This is a genomic window from Bradyrhizobium sp. SRL28 (assembly GCF_018596315.1).
Lineage (GTDB): Bacteria > Pseudomonadota > Alphaproteobacteria > Rhizobiales > Xanthobacteraceae > Bradyrhizobium.
In genome coordinates this window covers 121,557-139,935 of record NZ_JAHEAG010000018.1, presented here as the reverse complement: position 1 = coordinate 139,935, position 18,379 = coordinate 121,557, and the positions used below count along the sequence as shown (strand labels likewise).

The window sequence follows — 18,379 nt, the reverse complement described above, 5'->3', positions numbered from 1 at the left end:
GCGACGAAGCGTTCCGGCGAAACTCACTTAGAACGTTTCAAGCTGTGTTTCGTCGCCCTCTAAGTAAGGCATCGGCAAGCTTTCGCCAAGCCTCAAGGGCCAAATCAATGTCTGCCTCCGTGGTAGACCAGCCCAGACTGAGCCGCACCGCTCCCTGCGCCAGTTCCCCGCCAACCCCCATGGCAGCCAGGACGTGCGACGGCTGGACCTTGCCGGACGAGCAGGCGGAACCAGAGGATACCGCAATACCGCCGAGATCGAAACCAATCACGGCCGTTTCGGCCTTGAGACCGGGAACGGTGAACAGGGTGGTATTCGGTAACCGCGGGGCATCGGCCGAAAATACAATCATACCAGGGGTTTGCATTAACCCCTTCTCAAGGCGTTCGCGCAAAACCTGAAGCCGCACGGCGTACCCCGCCAACGCGGCCATAGCGGCAGTGGTTGCCGCGCCGAACGCCGCAATGCCTGCGACATTCTCGGTGCCGGCGCGCCGCCCCAGCTCCTGACCACCGCCACGCACCAGCGGCTCCAGCCCCTGCACGTCCTCCGCCAGGACCAGCGCCCCCGCCCCTTTGGGGCCACCGATCTTGTGCGCAGAAAGCGTGACCAGATCGGCTTTCACCAATTTGATATCAAAAGGTATCTTTCCCAACGCCTGGATTGCATCGACATGCAACAGCCCGCCGGCTTCATGCACGATGTCAGCGACCTCGCCGACCGGTTGAAGCGCGCCGGTCTCGTTATTGGCCAGCATGACCGAAACAAGCGCCGGCTGCCCAACGGCAAGACGCCTCCGCAGATGGTCGATGTCGATCAGGCCGGATCCGGTAACCTGGATGGAGCCGATCGCCTCCGGCAAGAAACGCCCGCCCGACAGCACCGACGTATGTTCGATGGCCGAGACCAATAGCCGACGGACCGGTTCGCCCGCGCCCCGGCGCAGTCCCGGCGTCAGCGCCAGCGCATTCGCCTCCGTACCACCAGACGTAAACACCACATCCTGCGGCCGGGCGCCGACAGCCGCGGAGATGGCGGTGCGTGCATCCTCGACCAGCCGACGCGCCTGCCGACCTTCGGCATGAACCGAGGACGGATTACCGGCCATGTCCCAGGCAGCCGTCATCGCTTGCCTGGCTTCGGGGCGAAGCGGCGTCGTCGCATTCCAGTCGAGATAGACCCGGTCAGGCATTTCCGTATAATAATACCTATAACGGCCAGCAGCTCCGGCGAGCCTCGGCCTCACGCCCGCGCAAGATGCCTTATGGCAATTGGGGATCGCGCCGTCTCTTACAATCTCAGGCTAACGCCTTGAACTGCCTTCCAGATGTTCAAGATGCTTGCTTTTTGCCCCTCGCCTCATGCTAGAAGGCCGCAACCAGTTCACGGGAGCGCCCGTCCGCGCATCGTCCAACGACGCATGATCACATCTTCTCCGCCGGATCACGTCCGTTGCCTAGGGATCATCAATGCCTGAAGTAATTTTCACCGGCCCCGCGGGCCGCCTCGAAGGCCGTTATCACCCGGCCAAGCAGAAGAACGCGCCGATTGCGATGATCCTTCATCCGCATCCGCAGTTCCACGGCACGATGAATCACCAGATCGTCTACCAGTGCTACTACGCGTTTGCGCATCGCGGCTTCTCGGTGCTGCGATTCAATTTTCGCGGCGTCGGCCGCAGCCAGGGTTCGTTCGACCACGGCACCGGCGAGTTGTCGGACGCGGCTTCGGCGCTGGACTGGGCCCAGACCATCAATCCTGAAGCGCGCGCCTGCTGGGTCGCCGGCTTCTCGTTCGGCGCCTGGATCGGCATGCAGCTCTTGATGCGCCGGCCCGAGGTCGAAGGCTTCATCTCGATCGCGCCGCCCGCCAATCTCTATGACTTCTCCTTCCTCGCGCCCTGCCCGTCCTCGGGCCTGATCGTGCATGGCGAGAAGGACGCGGTGGTGCCGCCGAAGGACGTCAACACGTTGGTCGAGAAACTGAAGACCCAAAAGGGTATCGTGATCGATCAGCAGATCATCCCGGGCGCCAACCATTTCTTCGACGGCAAGCTCGAGCCGCTGATGGAGACGGTGACCGGCTATCTCGACATGCGGCTCGCCAACGTCCGCTAAGACGGCTGACCCTCTTGTAGCCCGGATGGAGCGCAGCGAAATCCGGGGCCGCTGCCAGCGTTGACGATTCCCGGATTGCGCTGCGCTCCATCCGGGCTACAGCAACACGGCGCTACCTAAGCTGCGAGCTTCAGCATATGCGCGTCATGGCGCACCAGGAACGCGTGCAGCAATTGCGGATAGTCGGCGCCCACCGCCGTGCGCGCGCTCGGCCGCTGCGCCAGCGCCTTTCGCCATGCGCGGACCTTCGGTGTATCGGCGAACACCGAGAGATCGATCAACTGATCGAAAACATCGAAATAGCGGAAGATCGGCGCGAACACCGCGTCCACCAGGCTGAAATCCTTGCCGGCAAAGAATGGTCCCGCGCCGAGCGTGTTTTCAACCTGCGCGAACTTCGCGGCTACTGCCTTCCGCTTGGTTTCAAAGACCGCGGGATCACCCGTCGTCTCCAGGCCCCATAATTCGCTCAGAATGGTGGAGCCGAACTCCATCCAGGCGCGATGCCGCGCACGCTCGAGCGGATCCTGCGGATGCAGCTTTGCGCCGCCTTGCGTATCTTCGATGTACTCGCAGATGACATTGCTCTCGAACAGGGCAGCTTCGCCGTCCTTGGTTTCGACAAGCAGCACCGGCACTTTGCCGAGCGGCGAAACCTTCAAGAACCAGTCCGGCTTGTTGGCGAGATCGATATCGATCCGCTCGAATGGGACGCCCTTTTCAGTAAGCGCGATCACCGCGCGCTGCACATAGGGACAAAGCTTGTGGCTGATCAGCGTGAGTTTTGGTGCCATGACGACCTCCCAGGCGAAGGCCAACAAGCCTCGCTCAATGCATCTGCATCTAACTAGATGCATTTGCATGCAGTCGTCAAGGTCGATGCAATTGCATCAACAGATCTTGAACCTGTCAGGGTCGCGCGATGATGCCCCCGGTCATCGGGAACGGCACCCCCGTGGTGGCGGGGTAGCTCAGCGGCAGACCTTTCAGGCCCCGCGCGGCCAGGAATCCGAAGGCCTGCGCCTCGATGGCGTCGGACGCCCAGCCCAGCGTGTCCGCCGCCTGGACGGTCGCCGGCGCAAGGCATTCGCGCAGCATCCGCAGCATGGTCAGGTTGCGGGCGCCGCCGCCGGCTACGATCCAGTTCTTGGGTTCTTTCGGCAGCAGTGGCACCACGCGGGCGATCGCAGCCGCGGTAAAGGCGGTCAGCGTCGCCACGCCATCTTCGGGCGGTACATCGCCAAGCTTCAGCCCCGCAAATTCGTTGCGATCGAGCGATTTCGGCGGGGGCAGTGAAAAGAACGGCATCTGCAGCGCGCGGGTGATCCAGGCCGCGTCGACCTTGCCCAGCGCCGCGGTACGGCCTTCGGTATCGAAACGCTGGTTCAGCCAGCGGAACATGTAGTCGTCGAGCAGCGCGTTGCCGGGGCCAGTGTCGCAGGCGATCAGCGTGTCGCCGTCGATATAGGTGATGTTGGCGACCCCGCCGATATTGACCACGACGGTCGGGCCCTCCCAGTCAAGCGATTGGGCGAGTGCACGATGATAAACCGGCACAAAGGGCGCGCCCTGCCCGCCGGCGTCGACGTCGGCAGCGCGGAAATCATACATGACCGGGACGTGGATCGACCTGGCGAGCGCGGAGGCGTCACCGATCTGAACGGTCAACTTCTTCTCGGGCCGGTGCAGCACGGTCTGGCCGTGAAAGCCGACGATGTCGATGTCGTCGAAGCGCAGCCGGTGTTGCGCGATAAACGCGGCCACCGCCTCGGTATGCGCAGATGTGACGACCCGCTCGGCTTCGCGCAGGCAGCCGGGCCGCGCCGCGCGATCCGGCAAATCGGCGGCCTCGTAGAGCGCCTGCCGCAGCAGGCTGCGCTCCGAGTCGGTATAGGGGCGGTATCCGGAGGGCCCCAGGGCGTTCACCCGGCGGCCGTCGGTCTCGATCATAGCGACATCGACCCCGTCGAGCGAGGTGCCGCTCATCAGACCAAGTGCGGTCAACATCATGTTAAATCGTGCCTTTGCAACGCCCTGCTCGATCCGTCCCGCCGACGACGATCAGCTTGTGCCAAACACAGACATCTTATAATGCCACAGCGCCCGGCCCTAGGCAGCCTGTTCCCGCCATGGTTCCGCAATTCGTTAGAATTACAGTGAAAATAGAATGACAGAGCAGCCTGCCATGACCGCATTTAAATCAGATTTCCTGAACATTTTACAGGATCGCGGCTTCATCCACCAATGCTCCGATTTCGAGGGCCTCGACGCGCTTGCCGCCAAGGGCCAGGCTGCCGCCTATGTCGGCTACGACTGCACGGCGCCGTCGCTGCATATCGGCAACTATCTCACCATGATGATGCTGCATTGGCTGCAGCAGAGCGGAAACAAGCCGATCACCCTGATGGGCGGCGGCACCACCATGGTCGGCGACCCCTCCGGCAAGGATGAATCGCGCGCCATCCGCACGATCGAGGAAATCGAGGCCAACAAGGCCTCGATCCGCGGCGTGTTCGCGAAGGTACTGCGCTACGGCTCCGGCCCGAGCGATGCCATCATGCTCGACAATGCCGAGTGGCTGACGAAACTGAACTGGATCGAGATGCTGCGCGACATCGGCCGGCATTTCTCCGTCAACCGCATGCTGACGATGGACTCGGTGCGGCTCCGTCTCGAACGCGAGCAGGAGATGAGCTTCATCGAGTTCAACTACATGGTCTGCCAGGCCTACGACTTCGTCGAACTGGCGCGGCGCACCGGATGCCGCCTGCAGATGGGCGGCTCCGATCAATGGGGCAACATCGTCAACGGCGTCGATCTCGGCCGCCGTATGGGCACGCCGCAATTGTTCGCGCTGACGACGCCGCTCTTGACGACCGCGTCAGGCGCCAAGATGGGCAAGACCGCACAGGGCGCGGTGTGGCTCAACGCCGACCAGTTCAGCCCTTACGACTTCTGGCAATACTGGCGCAACGTCGAGGACGCCGACGTCGTCAAGTTTCTAAAGCTGTTCACGATCCTGCCGATGAGCGAGATCGCAAAGCTCGCGGCGTTGCAGGGCGGTGAGATCAACGAGGCCAAGAAGGTGCTGGCGACGGAAGCCACCGCGTTGTTGCACGGCCGCGAGGCTGCCAACACCGCCGCCGAAACCGCCCGGCAGACTTTTGAGCAAGGCGCGATCGCGGAGAGCCTGCCCACCGTGGAAGTTTCGTCCGGCGAACTCGAAGCCGGCGCCGGGGTGCTGGGGCTGTTCGTGAAAGCAGGTCTCGTCGCATCGAACGGCGAGGCACGACGCCAGATCAAGGGCGGCGGCTTGCGCGTCAACGATGTCGCCGTGACCGACGAGAAGATGGTGCTGACGCCGTCCAACCTCACGCCGGAAGGCGTCATCAAGCTTTCCATGGGGAAGAAAAAGCACGTCCTGCTGAAACCCGCGTGATCGGTCCTGCATAGGCGCATTCGCTTTTGAGGCTTGCGGGGAGCTGCGGAAACGCGCTCCCTGCGTCCTATGGATAACAAGACGCCAGAGGGAGATGCGCTAGCCAGGCCGCTCAAGTCGCGGCGTGTGGCGCTCAACGTGCTGGCGCTGTGCTTTACGCTGGCGCTTATCGGCCGCGGCCTCGGTGAGAGCTTTACGGTCTTCCTCAAACCGATCTCGGAGAGTTTCGGCTGGGACCGCGCCCAGGTGGTCTCGGTCTATTCGCTGACCTGGCTTGCCGGCGGACTGACGGCGCCCGTGGTTGGCCGGCTGTTCGACCGCTACGGCCCCCGCACCGTGTATTCGCTGGGACTGCTGCTGCTCGGCGGCGCGTTCCTGGTGGCATCGCAGGCGCAAGCGCTGTGGCAATTCCAGTTGAGTGTAGGGCTCGCCGTCGGGATCGGCATCGCCTTCATCGGCAACGTGCCGAATTCGATCCTGCTCGGCCGTTGGTTCGGCCCACGCCTGCCGACGGCAATGGCAGTGGTCTATTCCGCGGCCGGCGCGGGTGTGCTGGTGTTGCTACCCGCCTCGCAACTGCTGATCGATCATGTCGGCTGGCGCGGCGCCTACCAGATTTTCGGCATCGTCGCGCTCTGCCTGCTGGTGCCGTTGCTGCTGCTGCCGTGGCGGCTGTTCTCCAAGGGCTCGCCGCACATCGCCCGAAAAACCGATCCCGGTTTCGTCGACGCGGGCTGGACGCTCACGAGCGCCATGCGCCACCACGCCTTCTGGGCGCTGTTTGCCACCTTCTTCTTCACGGCGGTCGGGATGTATGCGCTTGCCGCGCAGATCGTCGCCTATCTGATCGACGCCGGCTTCCCGCCGCTGCAGGCGGCGACCGCCTGGGGCTTTTCCGGAATCGTGCTGCTGTTCGGCATGCTCGGCGTGACGCAACTCGACAGCATCATCGGCCGCCGCCCGTCGGTGCTGCTCAGCTACGCCATTTCGATTCTAGGCATCATCCTGCTCTGGCTGCTGCAGTACTATCCGAACTTCTGGCTGCTCACGGCCTTCGTCGTGACTTTCGGCAGCATGATCGGTTCGCGCGGCCCGCTGATCACGGCGACCGCGATGAAGATCTTTCGCGGCGAGCGGGTCGGCACGATCTACGGCACGATCTCGATCGGCAGCGGCCTTGGCTCAGGGCTCGGTGCATGGGCCGGCGGCCTGATCCACGACTGGACCCACAGCTACGATCCCGTGATCGCCTTCGCGCTGGTCGCGGTGGTGCTCGGGATGATTCCGTTTCTCGTCGTGCCGGCGTTGCGGCGGTAGCTAAGCCTCGGCCTGCTTGCCGGGGCTGCTGTTTTTTGCCGCGATCGTTTCAAGCAACCAGTTCTTGAATGAGAGCATCGCGGGCGAAGGTCGCCGGGAGTGCAGCGACGTAATCCAATAATCGCCAAGCGCCACTTCGATCTTGAACGGACGGACCAGCCGCCGTTGACGGACCTCGTCCAGAAACAATGCCGCCGGCAACAACGCAACGCCGAAGCCGCGCGCCGCTGCACTGGCGATTGTGATCGATGAATCGAACACCATTCCCTTGAGCACCGGACTCTGCAATCCCGCTGCGGTAAACCAGCGCGGCCATTCATCCTGTCGGTAGGAACGCAGCAGCACCTCGCGCTTGAGATCGGCCGGCCGGCTCAGCCTGCGAGCCAGCAAAGGCGCGCAGAATGGGGTAAATGGCGCCCCCATCAAATGGGTCGCCTCGGTGCCGTGCCAAAGGCCGTCGCCAAACCTGATCGCGAAATCGAGACCCTCACCCGCGATGTCGATACGGTTGTTGTTGGTGAACAAGCGCAAATCGATCCGCGGATAGGCTTTCCTAAAAGAGTCGAGCCGCGGCAATAACCATCCCGAAGCGAAGGTCCCGACCACACCGACCGAGATGACGTCCTGATAGCGACCGTCTTCAAAACGATTGAGCGTTTCGGTGAGCCGGCCGAAGGCCTCGACAATGCTCGGCAGCAGCGATTGTCCTTCATCGGTGAGCGCAACGCCGCGCGGCAGCCGGCGAAACAGCTGTACGCCAAGCCGGTCCTCCAGCCCTTTCACGTGCTGACTGACGGCGGCCTGCGTGACTCGAAGTTCCAGACCAGCACGGGTGAAACTCAGGTGGCGCGCCGTCGCTTCAAAGGCCCGTAGCGCATTGAGCGGAAGGTGCGAAAGCTTCGTCCGGCGCCGCATTGCTTGTCCCTAGTTTTTCTTATGCCTGCCCGCAGAACTGATCGTTTGTCAAGACGACGGCCCGTCGGCACCTTCCCGCTCGCAGCAAGGAGGGATTCGCAGTGATCACCAGAAGACAGTTCCAGCTTGGATTTGGCACAGCGCTGATAGCGACTGCCGTGAGCGGCCGACTTAAAGCGGTGCGTGCATCGACCGCTAATCAACGATTGATCGATGACCTCAAGCGTCTGGAAAGCGAGAGCGGCGGCCGGCTGGGTGTCTGTGTCCTCGAGACAGCAACGGGCGCGCGTCATGTCCATCGGGGTGACGAGCGTTTTCCGATGTGCAGCACGTTCAAAGTGCTGGCAGCCGCGGCGACTTTGGCGCGCGTAGATGCCGGCAAGGAACAGTTGACCCGGCGCATAACATTCGAAGCGTCCGCACTCGTCGTGAACTCACCGGTAACTGAAAAGCGTGTCGGCGGCGACGGCATGACGCTCGCTGAAATCTGCGATGCGGCGCTAACGCGGAGCGACAACACCGCCGGCAATCTGCTGCTCGCCGGCATTGGCGGACCTCCGGGGCTGACGGCCTTCGCACGAAGTCTGGGTGACCAGGTCACGCGGCTGGACCGCGATGAGCCCTCGCTCAACGAGGCTTTGCCCGACGACCCCCGCGATACCACGACACCGAATGCAATGGCTTCGAATTTGCAGGCCCTCATTCTCGGAACCACGGCGTTGTCGGCTGCATCGCGTGAGCAACTGACGGCATGGATGATCGCCAACAAGACCGGCGACGCGCGACTGCGTGCAGGTTTGGCGAAAGACTGGCGCGTCGGGGACAAGACCGGCGCCGGCGATCGAGGCACGAACAATCACGTTGCCGTGGTCTGGCCGCCCAACAAAGCCCCCATCGTGATCGCCGCCTATCTGACTGGCGCCACCGCTTCTACCGCGCAGCAGAACGCCACTTTGGCTTCGGTCGCGCGGGCGGTCTCGGCCATGACGACTGGCTAGGTGCGAGATGAGGTATCTCGTCTCGCCGCAGCGCGGCCGGCCTAGTTATTCGGCGGCAATTCGATCGGGGTATTCTGCTTGCCGGTGTTGAATTCCATGATCTTTCGCGTCACGCCCGGAAACATGGCCGAGATCGGATTGACGCGCAGCACGGGCTGGCCGGGGGTGCCGACCACTTCATAGGTCACGCCGAACAGGCCTTCCTTGTCGCCGTTGCCGAGGAACAGGCCAAGCACGGGAATCTGGCCGAACATGTTGTTCAATCCATACATCGGAATGAAGGTGCCGCTCATCCGAACCTGATTGGCGACGGTATCGATGCTGCCTTCGATGGTCGCACCGACCATCGGTCCTTTCACGACGCCATCGCGGATCGTAAGCTGTCCGCTCTGGCGGGTGAACTCGGCCCGCAATGCCGTAAAGGAAACGCCGCTCTGAGTGCCGGTAGAATTACCTGCGGCGACGCGGTCGAGCGAAGCCTCACCCTTGATGGAGAAGTCGCGGACGTTGATCAGGCCTTCCTTGGCGCTGGGTTCAACCGTCGGAGGCTCCAGGGCGAGTGAGAGCTGGCCACCAATTACCTTTGAGTACATGTCCGTGAAGCGGAGGAAGGCGCCGGCGTCATTGGTCTGCAGCACAATGACGTCCCGGCCCTGCCCCTGACCGCGGAGGCGCAAATCCGCGGTCAAGGGCGTATCGCGCCCGATCTTGCCGGACAGTGTAAAGTTTCGGACGACACCGTTGCGGCGGGAGAACTTGCTATCGACGCTGCGCAACGCCTCGCCGTTGAATCCTGCCACCGCGCCGAGCTTGAGGTCGATGTCGAGGTCGATGTTCCTGGACTTGCCCTTGGGATCGGTCTCCTTGCCCGTTATCGCCGACTTGAGGAAGCCGCGGCCGTCGAACACGTCGCCGCGCATCATGACCTTCACGATGCCGTCGGCGCCGCGTTCGGCTTTCAGCGTGGTCTTGTCGCCGTCCGACGGCGCGTAGGTCGGGAAGTTCGCGTTCAACAGGTCGCCGTTCTGGTCGACTTCCAGCGATCCCTTGATCGAAGCGCCGCCGCCTTCGACCACGATGTCCTGGAACACCGTCGATTGTTCCTTCTTCACCACGATGAACGTCGCCTTGCCCGACTTGCCGGGCACCTTGACCCAGCCCGGCAGGATGTTGTCGAGCCGAAGTGAGGTCAGGTCGGCCTCGATGCCGACGCGGCTGTCGTTCTCGCCGATCTTGCCGATCACCTTGATCGGAATGGAGCCGCTTACGGCCGGTCCGAGATCGATCCCGAGGCGTTGGCGGCTGGCGTCATCGAGCGTTGCCTGCAGCCTGATGTCGGCGTCGCCTTCGCTCGGCTTGCGATAATCCAGCGAGGCTGGCTGCCCGTTGATCTTGACGTCGCCCTTGACCTGGTAGCCCGCATTGTTGGCCAGCACCTTCAGCGCGTTGGCCTCCAGTTTCTGGTTCATCACGAGCTTGTCGGCCGCAAACCCGCCGAGATCGGCCATGACTGTGTAGGTGGTGTCGGCCTTGGTCATCGAGCCCGTGACCGGCATGGCGAGCGTGATGTTGGCGGCAACCGTCCCCTTGCTGGCGTTCGGATCGATCAGCGTGCCGGATAGATCGCTGATGCGGTCGGAAGCCAGGATCTCGGCCGCCGCCGGCACCGAAGCATCGACCCTGAACTTCACCCGCGAGGGCGACGGCTTCGGCGCCATGTCCGGCACCTCGAACGAGAAATCGGAAATGTTGATCTTGCGCCCGGCGGGCGTGTCGGCAATTCCCTGCCCGATCGTCACCGTTGCCGTTCGCCCGGTAACCCGCGCTTTCAAATCCGCATCGCGGACCGCAGGCATGCCATTGACCGGGCGAACCGTGACGCCCGACGCAACGATGTTCACGGCGAGACCATCATCCGGAATCGGGGGCCCCTTGCGCGGCAGGTTACGCACCGGCGAATTGACGCCGACCTCGATGCGCTGAAGCGTACCCTTCTCGATCCGCTCGATCACCCACTCGCGCACTTCGGGCACGATCAGGATCGGCCACATCCGCTTCAGTGCGGATGCCGACATCGGCGTGCCCGCGAAACCAAGCTGCAGCCGCGCCTCGCCCGCATAATCGATGCTGCCGGTGCCGGCGATGCCGATCTCGCCATTGCTGATATCGGCCTGGGTGAGCAGCACGCGCTTCCGGTCGGTGTCGAACTTCATCCCGATCGCGATGCGGTTGAAGATCAGCGGCGGCTCGTTATCGGCGCCGGCGAGCAGGATCGTGCCGCCGCTGAAGCCCGCCTGCCATTCGGTAGTGGCGCCGTTCGGCGGTTCGAGATGGGCGAGCAACGTGATCCGGTTTGCGCCGGAAACGACCTTGAAGGGCGCGACCAGCACGCGCCGTCCGGAATCCCATTCGACGCTCATCTCCGCCGAATCGATCGGCATCGGATAATCGGGCGTATCGCTGTCGATAAGGTTCCCGGCACCGGCGATGACCTTGCCGCGCAAATAGGTCGGCACGCCATCGCGGCCGAGTTCACCCTTCAACTCGCCGGAGAGCGGCAATTCCGCGCTGTAGGTCAGGTCCTTGACCCGCATCGCCAGCAGGATGTTGGCGGCCGGCACCTTGTCGGCGCGAAGATCGACGGACCGCACGCCGTTCTGCTGCGGCCCGACCACGACCTTGAGCGACCACGGGCGCGCGCCCTCCTCGCCAAGACTCACCGCGACCCCACCGCCGCTCGGCCGGCGCATGCTGAGGCTGATATTGTCGAACGTCCATTTGTTGCCGCGCTGCTGGTCGTCGACGACGAGATTGCCGTTCTTGAGGCCGATCTCGTTCAGATTCTGTCCGTCGAGGCCGGTCAGGCTGAGGCTGTCGAGCCAGTCGAGGCCGGCCAACAATCCGTTCTGCGTCGTGTCGGGAGCCGTCGCAACAGCGCCTGGCGCGGGCGCGGTCACCGTCACCTGGCGGGGGAATGTCGGTGCCATGCCGGCATCGCGCTTGGAGGCGACGCCCGTCGCCAGCGGCTTTGCGGTATCGCCGGCGGACACCGTCACCTGGCCGTCCGGCGTGATTCGCACCGCGAGTTCGGCGTCGACCAGATTGAGGCTTTCAGCACGCAGCCGCCCCATCAGAAGCGCCGTGCCGGATAGTTTCACCTCGGCCTTCGGTGCCGTGGCAACGATGACCTGGTCACGGTCGCGCACCACGATATCGCGGATGCGCACCGCGATTCGAATCCGCCCGGCCCGCTCGATCTGCGTACCGCCGACCGCAACCGTATTGCCGTGGCCGATATTTTCCTCGATCGCGGCTGCCAGCCAGGGCGTCGCGACGTCGAGATTGATGGGGCCGGCGCCGAGTCGCCACCACAGCCCACCGAAGCAGCCGGTGAAAATTACGGCCAGTACGCCGACCACAATCGCCAGGCGCTTGACCCAGCGTTCGCCGGTCAGCCAGAGCTGCAGCGCCGCGAACTTGTCGCCCAGCCGGTTAAATCTGGAATTGGAGCGCGCGAGCAACCGCTTTGTCCGATGGCGCGCCGCCTCATCGGGCTCCTGATCCCAGCCGGCCGCATCATCCCACTGAGAGGTGTGGGCCTCGGCACGCGGATTCGACCCCTTGGGCGAAGTATTCCTAGCCATTGCCTCTCGGTGCCGGCGCTGAGGTTGATCGCCGCCAAGGGCGCGCTCTTCGATCATTATCGAGCGCTCCTGTGCCGGCATCGCTGCCAATCCTCGATTAATACTGTTACTCGTGGTCGGACCCAAGGGTTGATTGGGCGGACCCATCGACGAGCGGACGGGTGTAGCGTCGAATTCCTTGTAACCATACTCCGGGGTCATAAAACCTGCCCATCAGCCGGAGCGAATCCGACGGTCAAAGGCAAGACCCGCAATACCCTAATGGTTGAACTGCGGAAAGCGACGAAAGGAAGGCGTATGTCCAAGAAAACGCGCACGAAATCCTCCAAGCCATCCCCCAAAAGCCCCAAGACGTCCGCCCGAAAACCATCCGCGGCCAAGACCGCCAGCAAACCAGCCAGCAAGACCGCCAGCCGCGGTGCGACCACACCGGCGAAAAAGCCTGCCGCCAAGGTAGCCAGCAAGGCAGTCAAACCCGCCGCCAGGACGGCCAAAACCCCGTCAGCCAAAGCGTCGCATAAGCCGACATCGAAACAGTTAATAAAATCCAATCTATCGGCTCCGCCCAAGGCGCCGGCCGGAACCGCACTGGTCGAGGGAGTGATCGCCCCCGGCTTCAGCTTGCCGCGCGATGGCGGCGGTACCATCTCGCTGGCCGACTATGCGGGCAAGAAACTGGTGCTGTTTTTCTATCCGAGAGCCGACACGCCGGGCTGCACCCGGGAGGCAATCGACTTCACGCGGCTCAATGACGCGTTTGCCGACGAGGGGGCCGCCGTATTGGGCATCTCGGCAGACACCGTAAAAGCCCAGGAATCCTTCCGCAGCAAGCATCAGCTTTCGGTTCCTCTGATCTCGGATGAGCAACATGAGATGCTGGAGGCCTATGGCGCCTGGGGCGAAAAATCGATGTACGGCAGGAACTTCATGGGAATCATTCGGACGACGGTTCTGATCGGCGCCGATGGGCGGATCGCCAAAATCTGGCGCAATGTGCGGGTCGACGGCCATGCCGACGAGGTGCTGGCCGCGGCCCGCGCCATATGACCTGGCAGGCGATTTGGAGGCTCCATTTTCCAAAAATTAACCATGAAAGGGTCAAATCGGCACGCAAATTGAGCCGTACGGAACTCCTCTCCGACCGGCGCGGGAGTGCCGATGTCGTACCGTTCCGGTCATCATTATTCCGATCACCACCATCCCCACGATCATGGCCGGACACCGCCCCGCCGCCCCGCCTCGCATGCGGCAAAGGCAGCGGCGATAGACGGCGACGGCTACACCATCGTGCATGCCGGCAAGCAGGTCCGGCTCGGCCCTGTCGTGTTCTGGATCGTTGTCGGCACGATCGTGTTGCTCGGCATGTGGTCGGCGGCGACTGCTACCTATTTCGCGTTTCGCGACGACGTCCTGACCCGGCTAATCGCCCGTCAGGCCGAGATGCAATACGCCTATGAAGACCGCATCGCGGAGCTGCGCGCCAAAGTCGACCGCACCACCAGCCGCCAGTTGCTCGATCAGGAACAGTTTGACCAGAAGCTCGACCAAATCATGCGCCGCCAGACCGCACTCGAATCGCGCGCCACTGCGCTTGGCGCGATCCCGGATAGCGCGGCCACCGGTTCGATCAGGCCTCCGGCTCGCGGCGCGGCCGTGGAGACGCCGGCTTCCGGCACGCCAAAACCCTCCCCGATCAGCGACACCGTGATCTTCGTGGCGCCGCCGGATCGCGAAGCGCGGCTGGAATCGCGCGCGCCCGTCGTCGTCAAGCCGCAGCCAAATCAGTTTGCCAAGGTTCAAGGCGTCGACAACGTTCTGGTCCGCCTGCAGACCTCGCTCGATTCGGTCGAGCGGCGGCAGATTGCAGCCTTGAGCTCGGTCGAGGACGGCATGGAATCGCGCCTCCGCCGGATGCGCGGCGTGTTCACCGATCTCGGCCTCGACATGGCGCAGCTCGAAGCGGCGACGCCCCGCTCGGCCATCGGCGGCCCGTTCGTGCCGGTGAAGCTTTCGGCCGATGCCGGCGCGTTCGAGCGCCAGCTCTACCGGATCAACCTCACCCGCGCCCAGATGCAGCGTCTCAATGCGACCTTGGCGCTGGTGCCCTATCGCAAACCCGTTGTCGGCGAGGTCGAATTCACTTCGGGCTTCGGTGTCCGCAGCGATCCCTTCCTCGGCCGCCCCGCCATGCATACCGGCCTGGACTTCCGCGCCGCCACCGGCGACCCCGTCCGCGCCACCGCGAACGGCAAGGTGTTGTCATCGGGATGGATGGGCGGCTATGGCCGCATGGTGGAGATCGACCACGGCAACGGGTTGTCGACCCGCTACGGCCATCTCTCTGAAATTCACGTCAGGGTCGGCGACGTCGTCAAGATCGGGCAGGTGATCGGCGCCGTCGGCTCCACCGGCCGCTCCACCGGCCCACACCTGCACTACGAAACACGGATCGACGGCGATGCCGTCGACCCGCAGAAGTTTTTGCGCGCGGGCGTGAGGCTGAGCTCGGGCTAGCATCGCGCCGTCGGAACTGGCTTGCTCGCTTGTCGATCGCGCGCGAAATACTCTCCCTACCCTCGCCGTTCCACCGTCACATAAAATGGAACCGGCGCGCGCCCGCGTCGGTGAATTTTTTTTGGCTCCGTGTCGGCTCGCAGGGAGGCCAGGCGTCCTTGTGGCAGAGACTGAGCTAACCCAAGTAAATCCCGCGATACACTCCGCTCAGTAATGGAGAAAATAACGTCATGTCCCAAGGCAATACCGTTCGTTTGCATCGTGTTCTCGCCACCAAGCCGGAGAAGGTTTTTCGCGCCTTCCTCGATGCGGACGCCATGGCCAAGTGGCTGCCGCCCTACGGCTTCACCTGCAAAGTCCACCATTTTGAACCGAAGGTTGGCGGCACATTCAGGATGTCGTTCACGAATTTCACCACGAACGCGGGCCATTCGTTCGGCGGAGAATATCTGGAGATCGTGCCCAACGAGCGTATCCGCTACACCGATCGTTTCGACGATCCCAATTTGCCTGGCGTAATTGAGGTCACCGTGACCCTGAAAGCGGTTTTGGTCGGAACCGAAATCAACATCGAACAGACAAACTTGCCGACGGTGATTCCGGTCGAAGCCTGCTATCTCGGCTGGCAACAGTCGCTCGCCCAGCTCGCGTCACTCGTGGAGCCGGATATTCCGGGATAGTGACGGTCGAGCAGAGCACCACGCTTGGTGCCTTAACCTCTAATGCCCCCACCCCACCGACACGGATCGACGGCGATGCCGTCGATCCGCAGAAGTTTTGCGCGCGGACGTCAGACTCAGCTCGGGGCAAGAGCCCATCACCTAAGCCCTAAAGACGGATACGCCGCGCCTTCCGCACAGGCGCGGCAATGCAATGCAGAGATCGCCATCAGCGGCGCCCGGGAAGAAGTCGTTGGCGACCGTGTTGATCTTGATACCGGGCAGCAGCACCTCGCTGGTGAAATCCTTCAGGCTCCAGGCCTGCTTCATCACGTTCTCGCGCGTGAGGTTGTCGCCGCACTGCTTCAGCACCTGAACCGCGGTCGCGACCGTTGCGGCGACGACGAACACTGTCAGGGCGACAAACCGGCATCGTTTTCTTCCATTTTTTTCAGTCTTGTTGCAGCCAAGTTTCGCAAGTCGCATCAACGCTTGCAAGCATGCGCTTATTCCGTATGACGAAACGGCATTGTTGCCCGGCGCCAATTGTGATTGATGCAGGTTCGCTTCATTACCATGCGTGCAAGGCCCAGAGGTTGGACAGGTTGAAACCGAACATACGAATTGGTCCGCGGCATCCCAGGCTCGCTGGCATCGGATTCCGCTTCGCGCGCTGGCTGGCGGCGAAAACCATGGGAGTTGCGGGATTTCACCAGCTCGGCTCGGAATTCGCCGATGCGCGGATCGCGCATGTACGCGACAAGCTTGCGCGAGGCGAAACGGTCTATGTCGCGGGCCTCGGCGCACCCGGCACGCATAATTCAGGCCTGGCACTGGTCGAGGTGACGCAAGCGGACGGGCCGCGGCTGATCGTCAACAACGAGGAAGAGCGCTTCTCGGGCAACAAGCACACCACCGAGTATCCAAAACTGTCGGTCGACGCGGTTGTGGCGACGCTGCGAAAGATGGGCCGCGATATCGGCGATATCGATGCCTGGCTCACGAGCTGGGATTATCCAACGCTCGCCGGCACGCTGGCGCGCTCGGTGATCGAGGAACTGCCGCAGAGTTTTAAGCTGGTGCGCACCACCGAGGCCGCCGGCTTCGACGGCCGCCGCCTCGACCAGATGACGCGGACGCCAAAGATCCTCGCCCGCCAGCTCGGTCTTGCCGACCGCGTGCCGCTGATCTGCCTGCCGCATCACGACAACCATGCCTGGTTTTCCTATGCCGCCTCGCCATTTGCCGATGATGGCGCGCCGACGGCGATTGCGGTGCTCGACGGCACCGGCGATCAGGGATCGATCTCGCTCTACGTGGTCGACAACGGCGCGATGCGCCGGCTCTACTGCAACGACAGCATGTTCGATTCACTCGGCGCGTTCTACAGCGTCCTTTCCTCGACGCAGGGCGGCTGGACCTGGCTTTCCAGCGAGGGCCGGTATATGGGCGCCGCCGCGTGGGGCGACATGGACCGTGCCAGCAATCCCTATTATGCGCGGTTGCGAGACGTTCTGCATTTCGGTGCAGACGGCGAAGTCCGGCTCAACCGCGCAATGGCCAACTGGTATTGCGACCCCTTCGATCATCCCTACAAGCAAGCGCTCACCGAGATCCTCGGCGAACCGCTCAAACCCGACCAGCTCTGGAATCCGGATGCGGTGCTGCGTGTCGAGGACATCCACCACCGCCCCGACACCAAGGATCGCCTCGACAAGGCGGCCGCGACCCAACTGGTGTTCGAGGACGCGATGATCCATGTCGTCGATCATCTGTTGCGCGTGTCAGGTGCAAACCGGCTGGTGCTGACCGGCGGCGTGGCGTTGAACGCAGTCGGCAATATGCGATTGCTCGAACATTTCGATGAAGCTTGGTTCGCCAAAGCCCAGCAGCGCAACTCGCACCTGAATCTGTGGGTACCGCCGGTCCCCGGCGATCCCGGCGTCACCATCGGCGCCGCCTGGCTGTTCGCGCATCTCGCGGGCGCCCCGCGCGGCGCGCCGATGACGCACGCCTTCTATTGCGGCACGCCGCCGACGCCGCAAGACGTCGTCAGCGCACTCGAAGCCGACGACATCGCCTCGCAACGCATCGGCGATATCTCGACGGCTGAGGGCCGCGACGCCATCGCCGATCTAATGGCGTTCATGGTCGCGCAAAGCGGCGTGATCGCACTCTATCAGGGCGCGGCCGAGACCGGTCCGCGCGCGCTCGGCCACCGCTCGATCCTCGCCAATCCCTGCGATGCGGAGGCGCGCGAGCGGCTCAACGAGCGCGTCAAATACCGCGAGGCCATCCGCCCGCTGGCGCCGATGGCGACGCTGGAAGCAGCACAGGAATATTTCGAACTGCTGCCGGGCGCCTCGGATGCCGACTACAACGCCTACAATTACATGGTGCTGACGGCGCATTCGAAGCCGCATGCCCACGAAAAAATTCCAGCCGTCATTCACGCCGACGGCACCGGCCGCATCCAGATCGTGCGTGCCGAAGACGATCCCCTCACCTATGCCTATCTCAAGGCGCTCGGCCGCCATATCGGCGTCGAGCTGTCCGTCAACACGTCCTTCAATGTCGCGGGACCGATCGCGCAGACGCCGCAACAGGCGATCGATACGCTACGCCGCTCCAAGGGGCTCGATGCCGTCATCATGGTCGCCGACGACGGCACCGTGCACTCGGCCTGGCATGGCGGCGAGCGCAACAGCGGAAGGTTCAGAGACTGGCTTGCCGACTGGAAGAAGACATCGGCTTCCAGCCAGCCTATGCGATAATT

General features: G+C 63.2%; 13 protein-coding genes and 1 pseudogene. 8 read left to right on the top strand and 6 right to left on the bottom strand.

The window, feature by feature from the left end:
- Positions 1–37 precede the first annotated feature (37 nt).
- A complete protein-coding gene (locus KIP88_RS28455; RefSeq protein WP_214491410.1) occupies positions 38–1,192 on the bottom strand; it encodes a cysteine desulfurase family protein in 1,155 nt (384 codons plus the stop codon).
- Between the two features lie 277 nt (positions 1,193–1,469).
- Between KIP88_RS28455 and KIP88_RS28450 the strand changes: the two genes are divergently transcribed.
- Positions 1,470–2,117: an alpha/beta hydrolase gene (locus tag KIP88_RS28450; RefSeq protein WP_025589847.1), complete on the top strand. Its 648-nt coding sequence runs from the start codon at positions 1,470–1,472 to the stop codon at positions 2,115–2,117.
- A 116-nt stretch (positions 2,118–2,233) separates the two neighbouring features.
- Here KIP88_RS28450 and KIP88_RS28445 read toward each other — a convergent pair whose 3' ends face one another.
- The gene (locus KIP88_RS28445; RefSeq protein ID WP_214491409.1) at positions 2,234–2,911 is read right to left on the bottom strand and encodes a glutathione S-transferase family protein; all 678 of its coding nucleotides are present in this window, start codon (positions 2,909–2,911) and stop codon (positions 2,234–2,236) included.
- A gap of 115 nt (positions 2,912–3,026) precedes the next feature.
- Positions 3,027–4,127: an anhydro-N-acetylmuramic acid kinase gene (locus tag KIP88_RS28440; protein ID WP_214491408.1), complete on the bottom strand. Its 1,101-nt coding sequence runs from the start codon at positions 4,125–4,127 to the stop codon at positions 3,027–3,029.
- Positions 4,128–4,302: 175 nt separating this feature from the next.
- On the opposite strand from KIP88_RS28440, the gene tyrS reads away from it, so the two are divergent.
- Both tyrS and KIP88_RS28430 read left to right on the top strand, forming a co-directional pair.
- Entirely contained in the window at positions 4,303–5,556 is a 1,254-nt protein-coding gene (gene tyrS, locus KIP88_RS28435; RefSeq protein WP_214491407.1) for a tyrosine--tRNA ligase, read from the top strand.
- A gap of 69 nt (positions 5,557–5,625) precedes the next feature.
- Positions 5,626–6,873 carry an MFS transporter gene (locus tag KIP88_RS28430; RefSeq protein ID WP_214491406.1) on the top strand — a complete coding sequence of 416 codons (1,248 nt, stop codon included), beginning with the start codon at positions 5,626–5,628 and terminating at the stop codon, positions 6,871–6,873.
- Here KIP88_RS28430 and KIP88_RS28425 read toward each other — a convergent pair whose 3' ends face one another.
- On the bottom strand, positions 6,874–7,788 hold the full coding sequence (locus tag KIP88_RS28425) for a LysR family transcriptional regulator (RefSeq protein ID WP_214491405.1): 915 nt from the start codon (positions 7,786–7,788) through the stop codon (positions 6,874–6,876).
- A 101-nt stretch (positions 7,789–7,889) separates the two neighbouring features.
- Between KIP88_RS28425 and bla the strand changes: the two genes are divergently transcribed.
- Complete coding sequence (gene bla, locus KIP88_RS28420) at positions 7,890–8,786, top strand: class A beta-lactamase (protein ID WP_214491404.1); 897 nt, start codon at positions 7,890–7,892, stop codon at positions 8,784–8,786.
- A 41-nt stretch (positions 8,787–8,827) separates the two neighbouring features.
- On the opposite strand, the gene KIP88_RS28415 is transcribed toward bla, so the two are convergent.
- Positions 8,828–12,511: a DUF3971 domain-containing protein gene (locus KIP88_RS28415; protein ID WP_214491403.1), complete on the bottom strand. Its 3,684-nt coding sequence runs from the start codon at positions 12,509–12,511 to the stop codon at positions 8,828–8,830.
- A 216-nt stretch (positions 12,512–12,727) separates the two neighbouring features.
- On the opposite strand from KIP88_RS28415, the gene KIP88_RS28410 reads away from it, so the two are divergent.
- The 3 genes from KIP88_RS28410 to KIP88_RS28400 all read left to right on the top strand — a co-directional run bounded on the left by KIP88_RS28410 (position 12,728) and on the right by KIP88_RS28400 (position 15,624).
- The gene (locus KIP88_RS28410; RefSeq protein ID WP_214491437.1) at positions 12,728–13,477 is read left to right on the top strand and encodes a peroxiredoxin; all 750 of its coding nucleotides are present in this window, start codon (positions 12,728–12,730) and stop codon (positions 13,475–13,477) included.
- 111 nt (positions 13,478–13,588) lie between these two features.
- On the top strand, positions 13,589–14,944 hold the full coding sequence (locus KIP88_RS28405) for a M23 family metallopeptidase (protein ID WP_214491402.1): 1,356 nt from the start codon (positions 13,589–13,591) through the stop codon (positions 14,942–14,944).
- 230 nt (positions 14,945–15,174) lie between these two features.
- Positions 15,175–15,624, top strand: a complete 450-nt coding sequence (locus KIP88_RS28400; RefSeq protein WP_214491401.1) for an SRPBCC family protein — start codon at positions 15,175–15,177, stop codon at positions 15,622–15,624.
- A 219-nt stretch (positions 15,625–15,843) separates the two neighbouring features.
- Here KIP88_RS28400 and KIP88_RS28395 read toward each other — a convergent pair.
- Positions 15,844–15,987: pseudogene (locus tag KIP88_RS28395) on the bottom strand (branched-chain amino acid ABC transporter substrate-binding protein); the annotation flags it as partial.
- Positions 15,988–16,295: 308 nt separating this feature from the next.
- Here KIP88_RS28395 and KIP88_RS28390 point away from each other — a divergent pair.
- Positions 16,296–18,377, top strand: a complete 2,082-nt coding sequence (locus tag KIP88_RS28390; protein ID WP_249791069.1) for a carbamoyltransferase C-terminal domain-containing protein — start codon at positions 16,296–16,298, stop codon at positions 18,375–18,377.
- Positions 18,378–18,379 lie beyond the last annotated feature (2 nt).

Coding starts and splice junctions, on each gene's coding strand:
- KIP88_RS28455 (WP_214491410.1), bottom strand. CDS start 1,192: ATGCCTGACCGGGTCTATCTCGACTGGAATGCGACGACGCCGCTTCGC.
- KIP88_RS28450 (WP_025589847.1), top strand. CDS start 1,470: ATGCCTGAAGTAATTTTCACCGGCCCCGCGGGCCGCCTCGAAGGCCGT.
- KIP88_RS28445 (WP_214491409.1), bottom strand. CDS start 2,911: ATGGCACCAAAACTCACGCTGATCAGCCACAAGCTTTGTCCCTATGTG.
- KIP88_RS28440 (WP_214491408.1), bottom strand. CDS start 4,127: ATGATGTTGACCGCACTTGGTCTGATGAGCGGCACCTCGCTCGACGGG.
- tyrS (WP_214491407.1), top strand. CDS start 4,303: ATGACCGCATTTAAATCAGATTTCCTGAACATTTTACAGGATCGCGGC.
- KIP88_RS28430 (WP_214491406.1), top strand. CDS start 5,626: ATGGATAACAAGACGCCAGAGGGAGATGCGCTAGCCAGGCCGCTCAAG.
- KIP88_RS28425 (WP_214491405.1), bottom strand. CDS start 7,788: ATGCGGCGCCGGACGAAGCTTTCGCACCTTCCGCTCAATGCGCTACGG.
- KIP88_RS28415 (WP_214491403.1), bottom strand. CDS start 12,511: ATGCCGGCACAGGAGCGCTCGATAATGATCGAAGAGCGCGCCCTTGGC.
- KIP88_RS28410 (WP_214491437.1), top strand. CDS start 12,728: ATGTCCAAGAAAACGCGCACGAAATCCTCCAAGCCATCCCCCAAAAGC.
- KIP88_RS28405 (WP_214491402.1), top strand. CDS start 13,589: ATGTCGTACCGTTCCGGTCATCATTATTCCGATCACCACCATCCCCAC.
- KIP88_RS28400 (WP_214491401.1), top strand. CDS start 15,175: ATGTCCCAAGGCAATACCGTTCGTTTGCATCGTGTTCTCGCCACCAAG.
- KIP88_RS28390 (WP_249791069.1), top strand. CDS start 16,296: ATGGGAGTTGCGGGATTTCACCAGCTCGGCTCGGAATTCGCCGATGCG.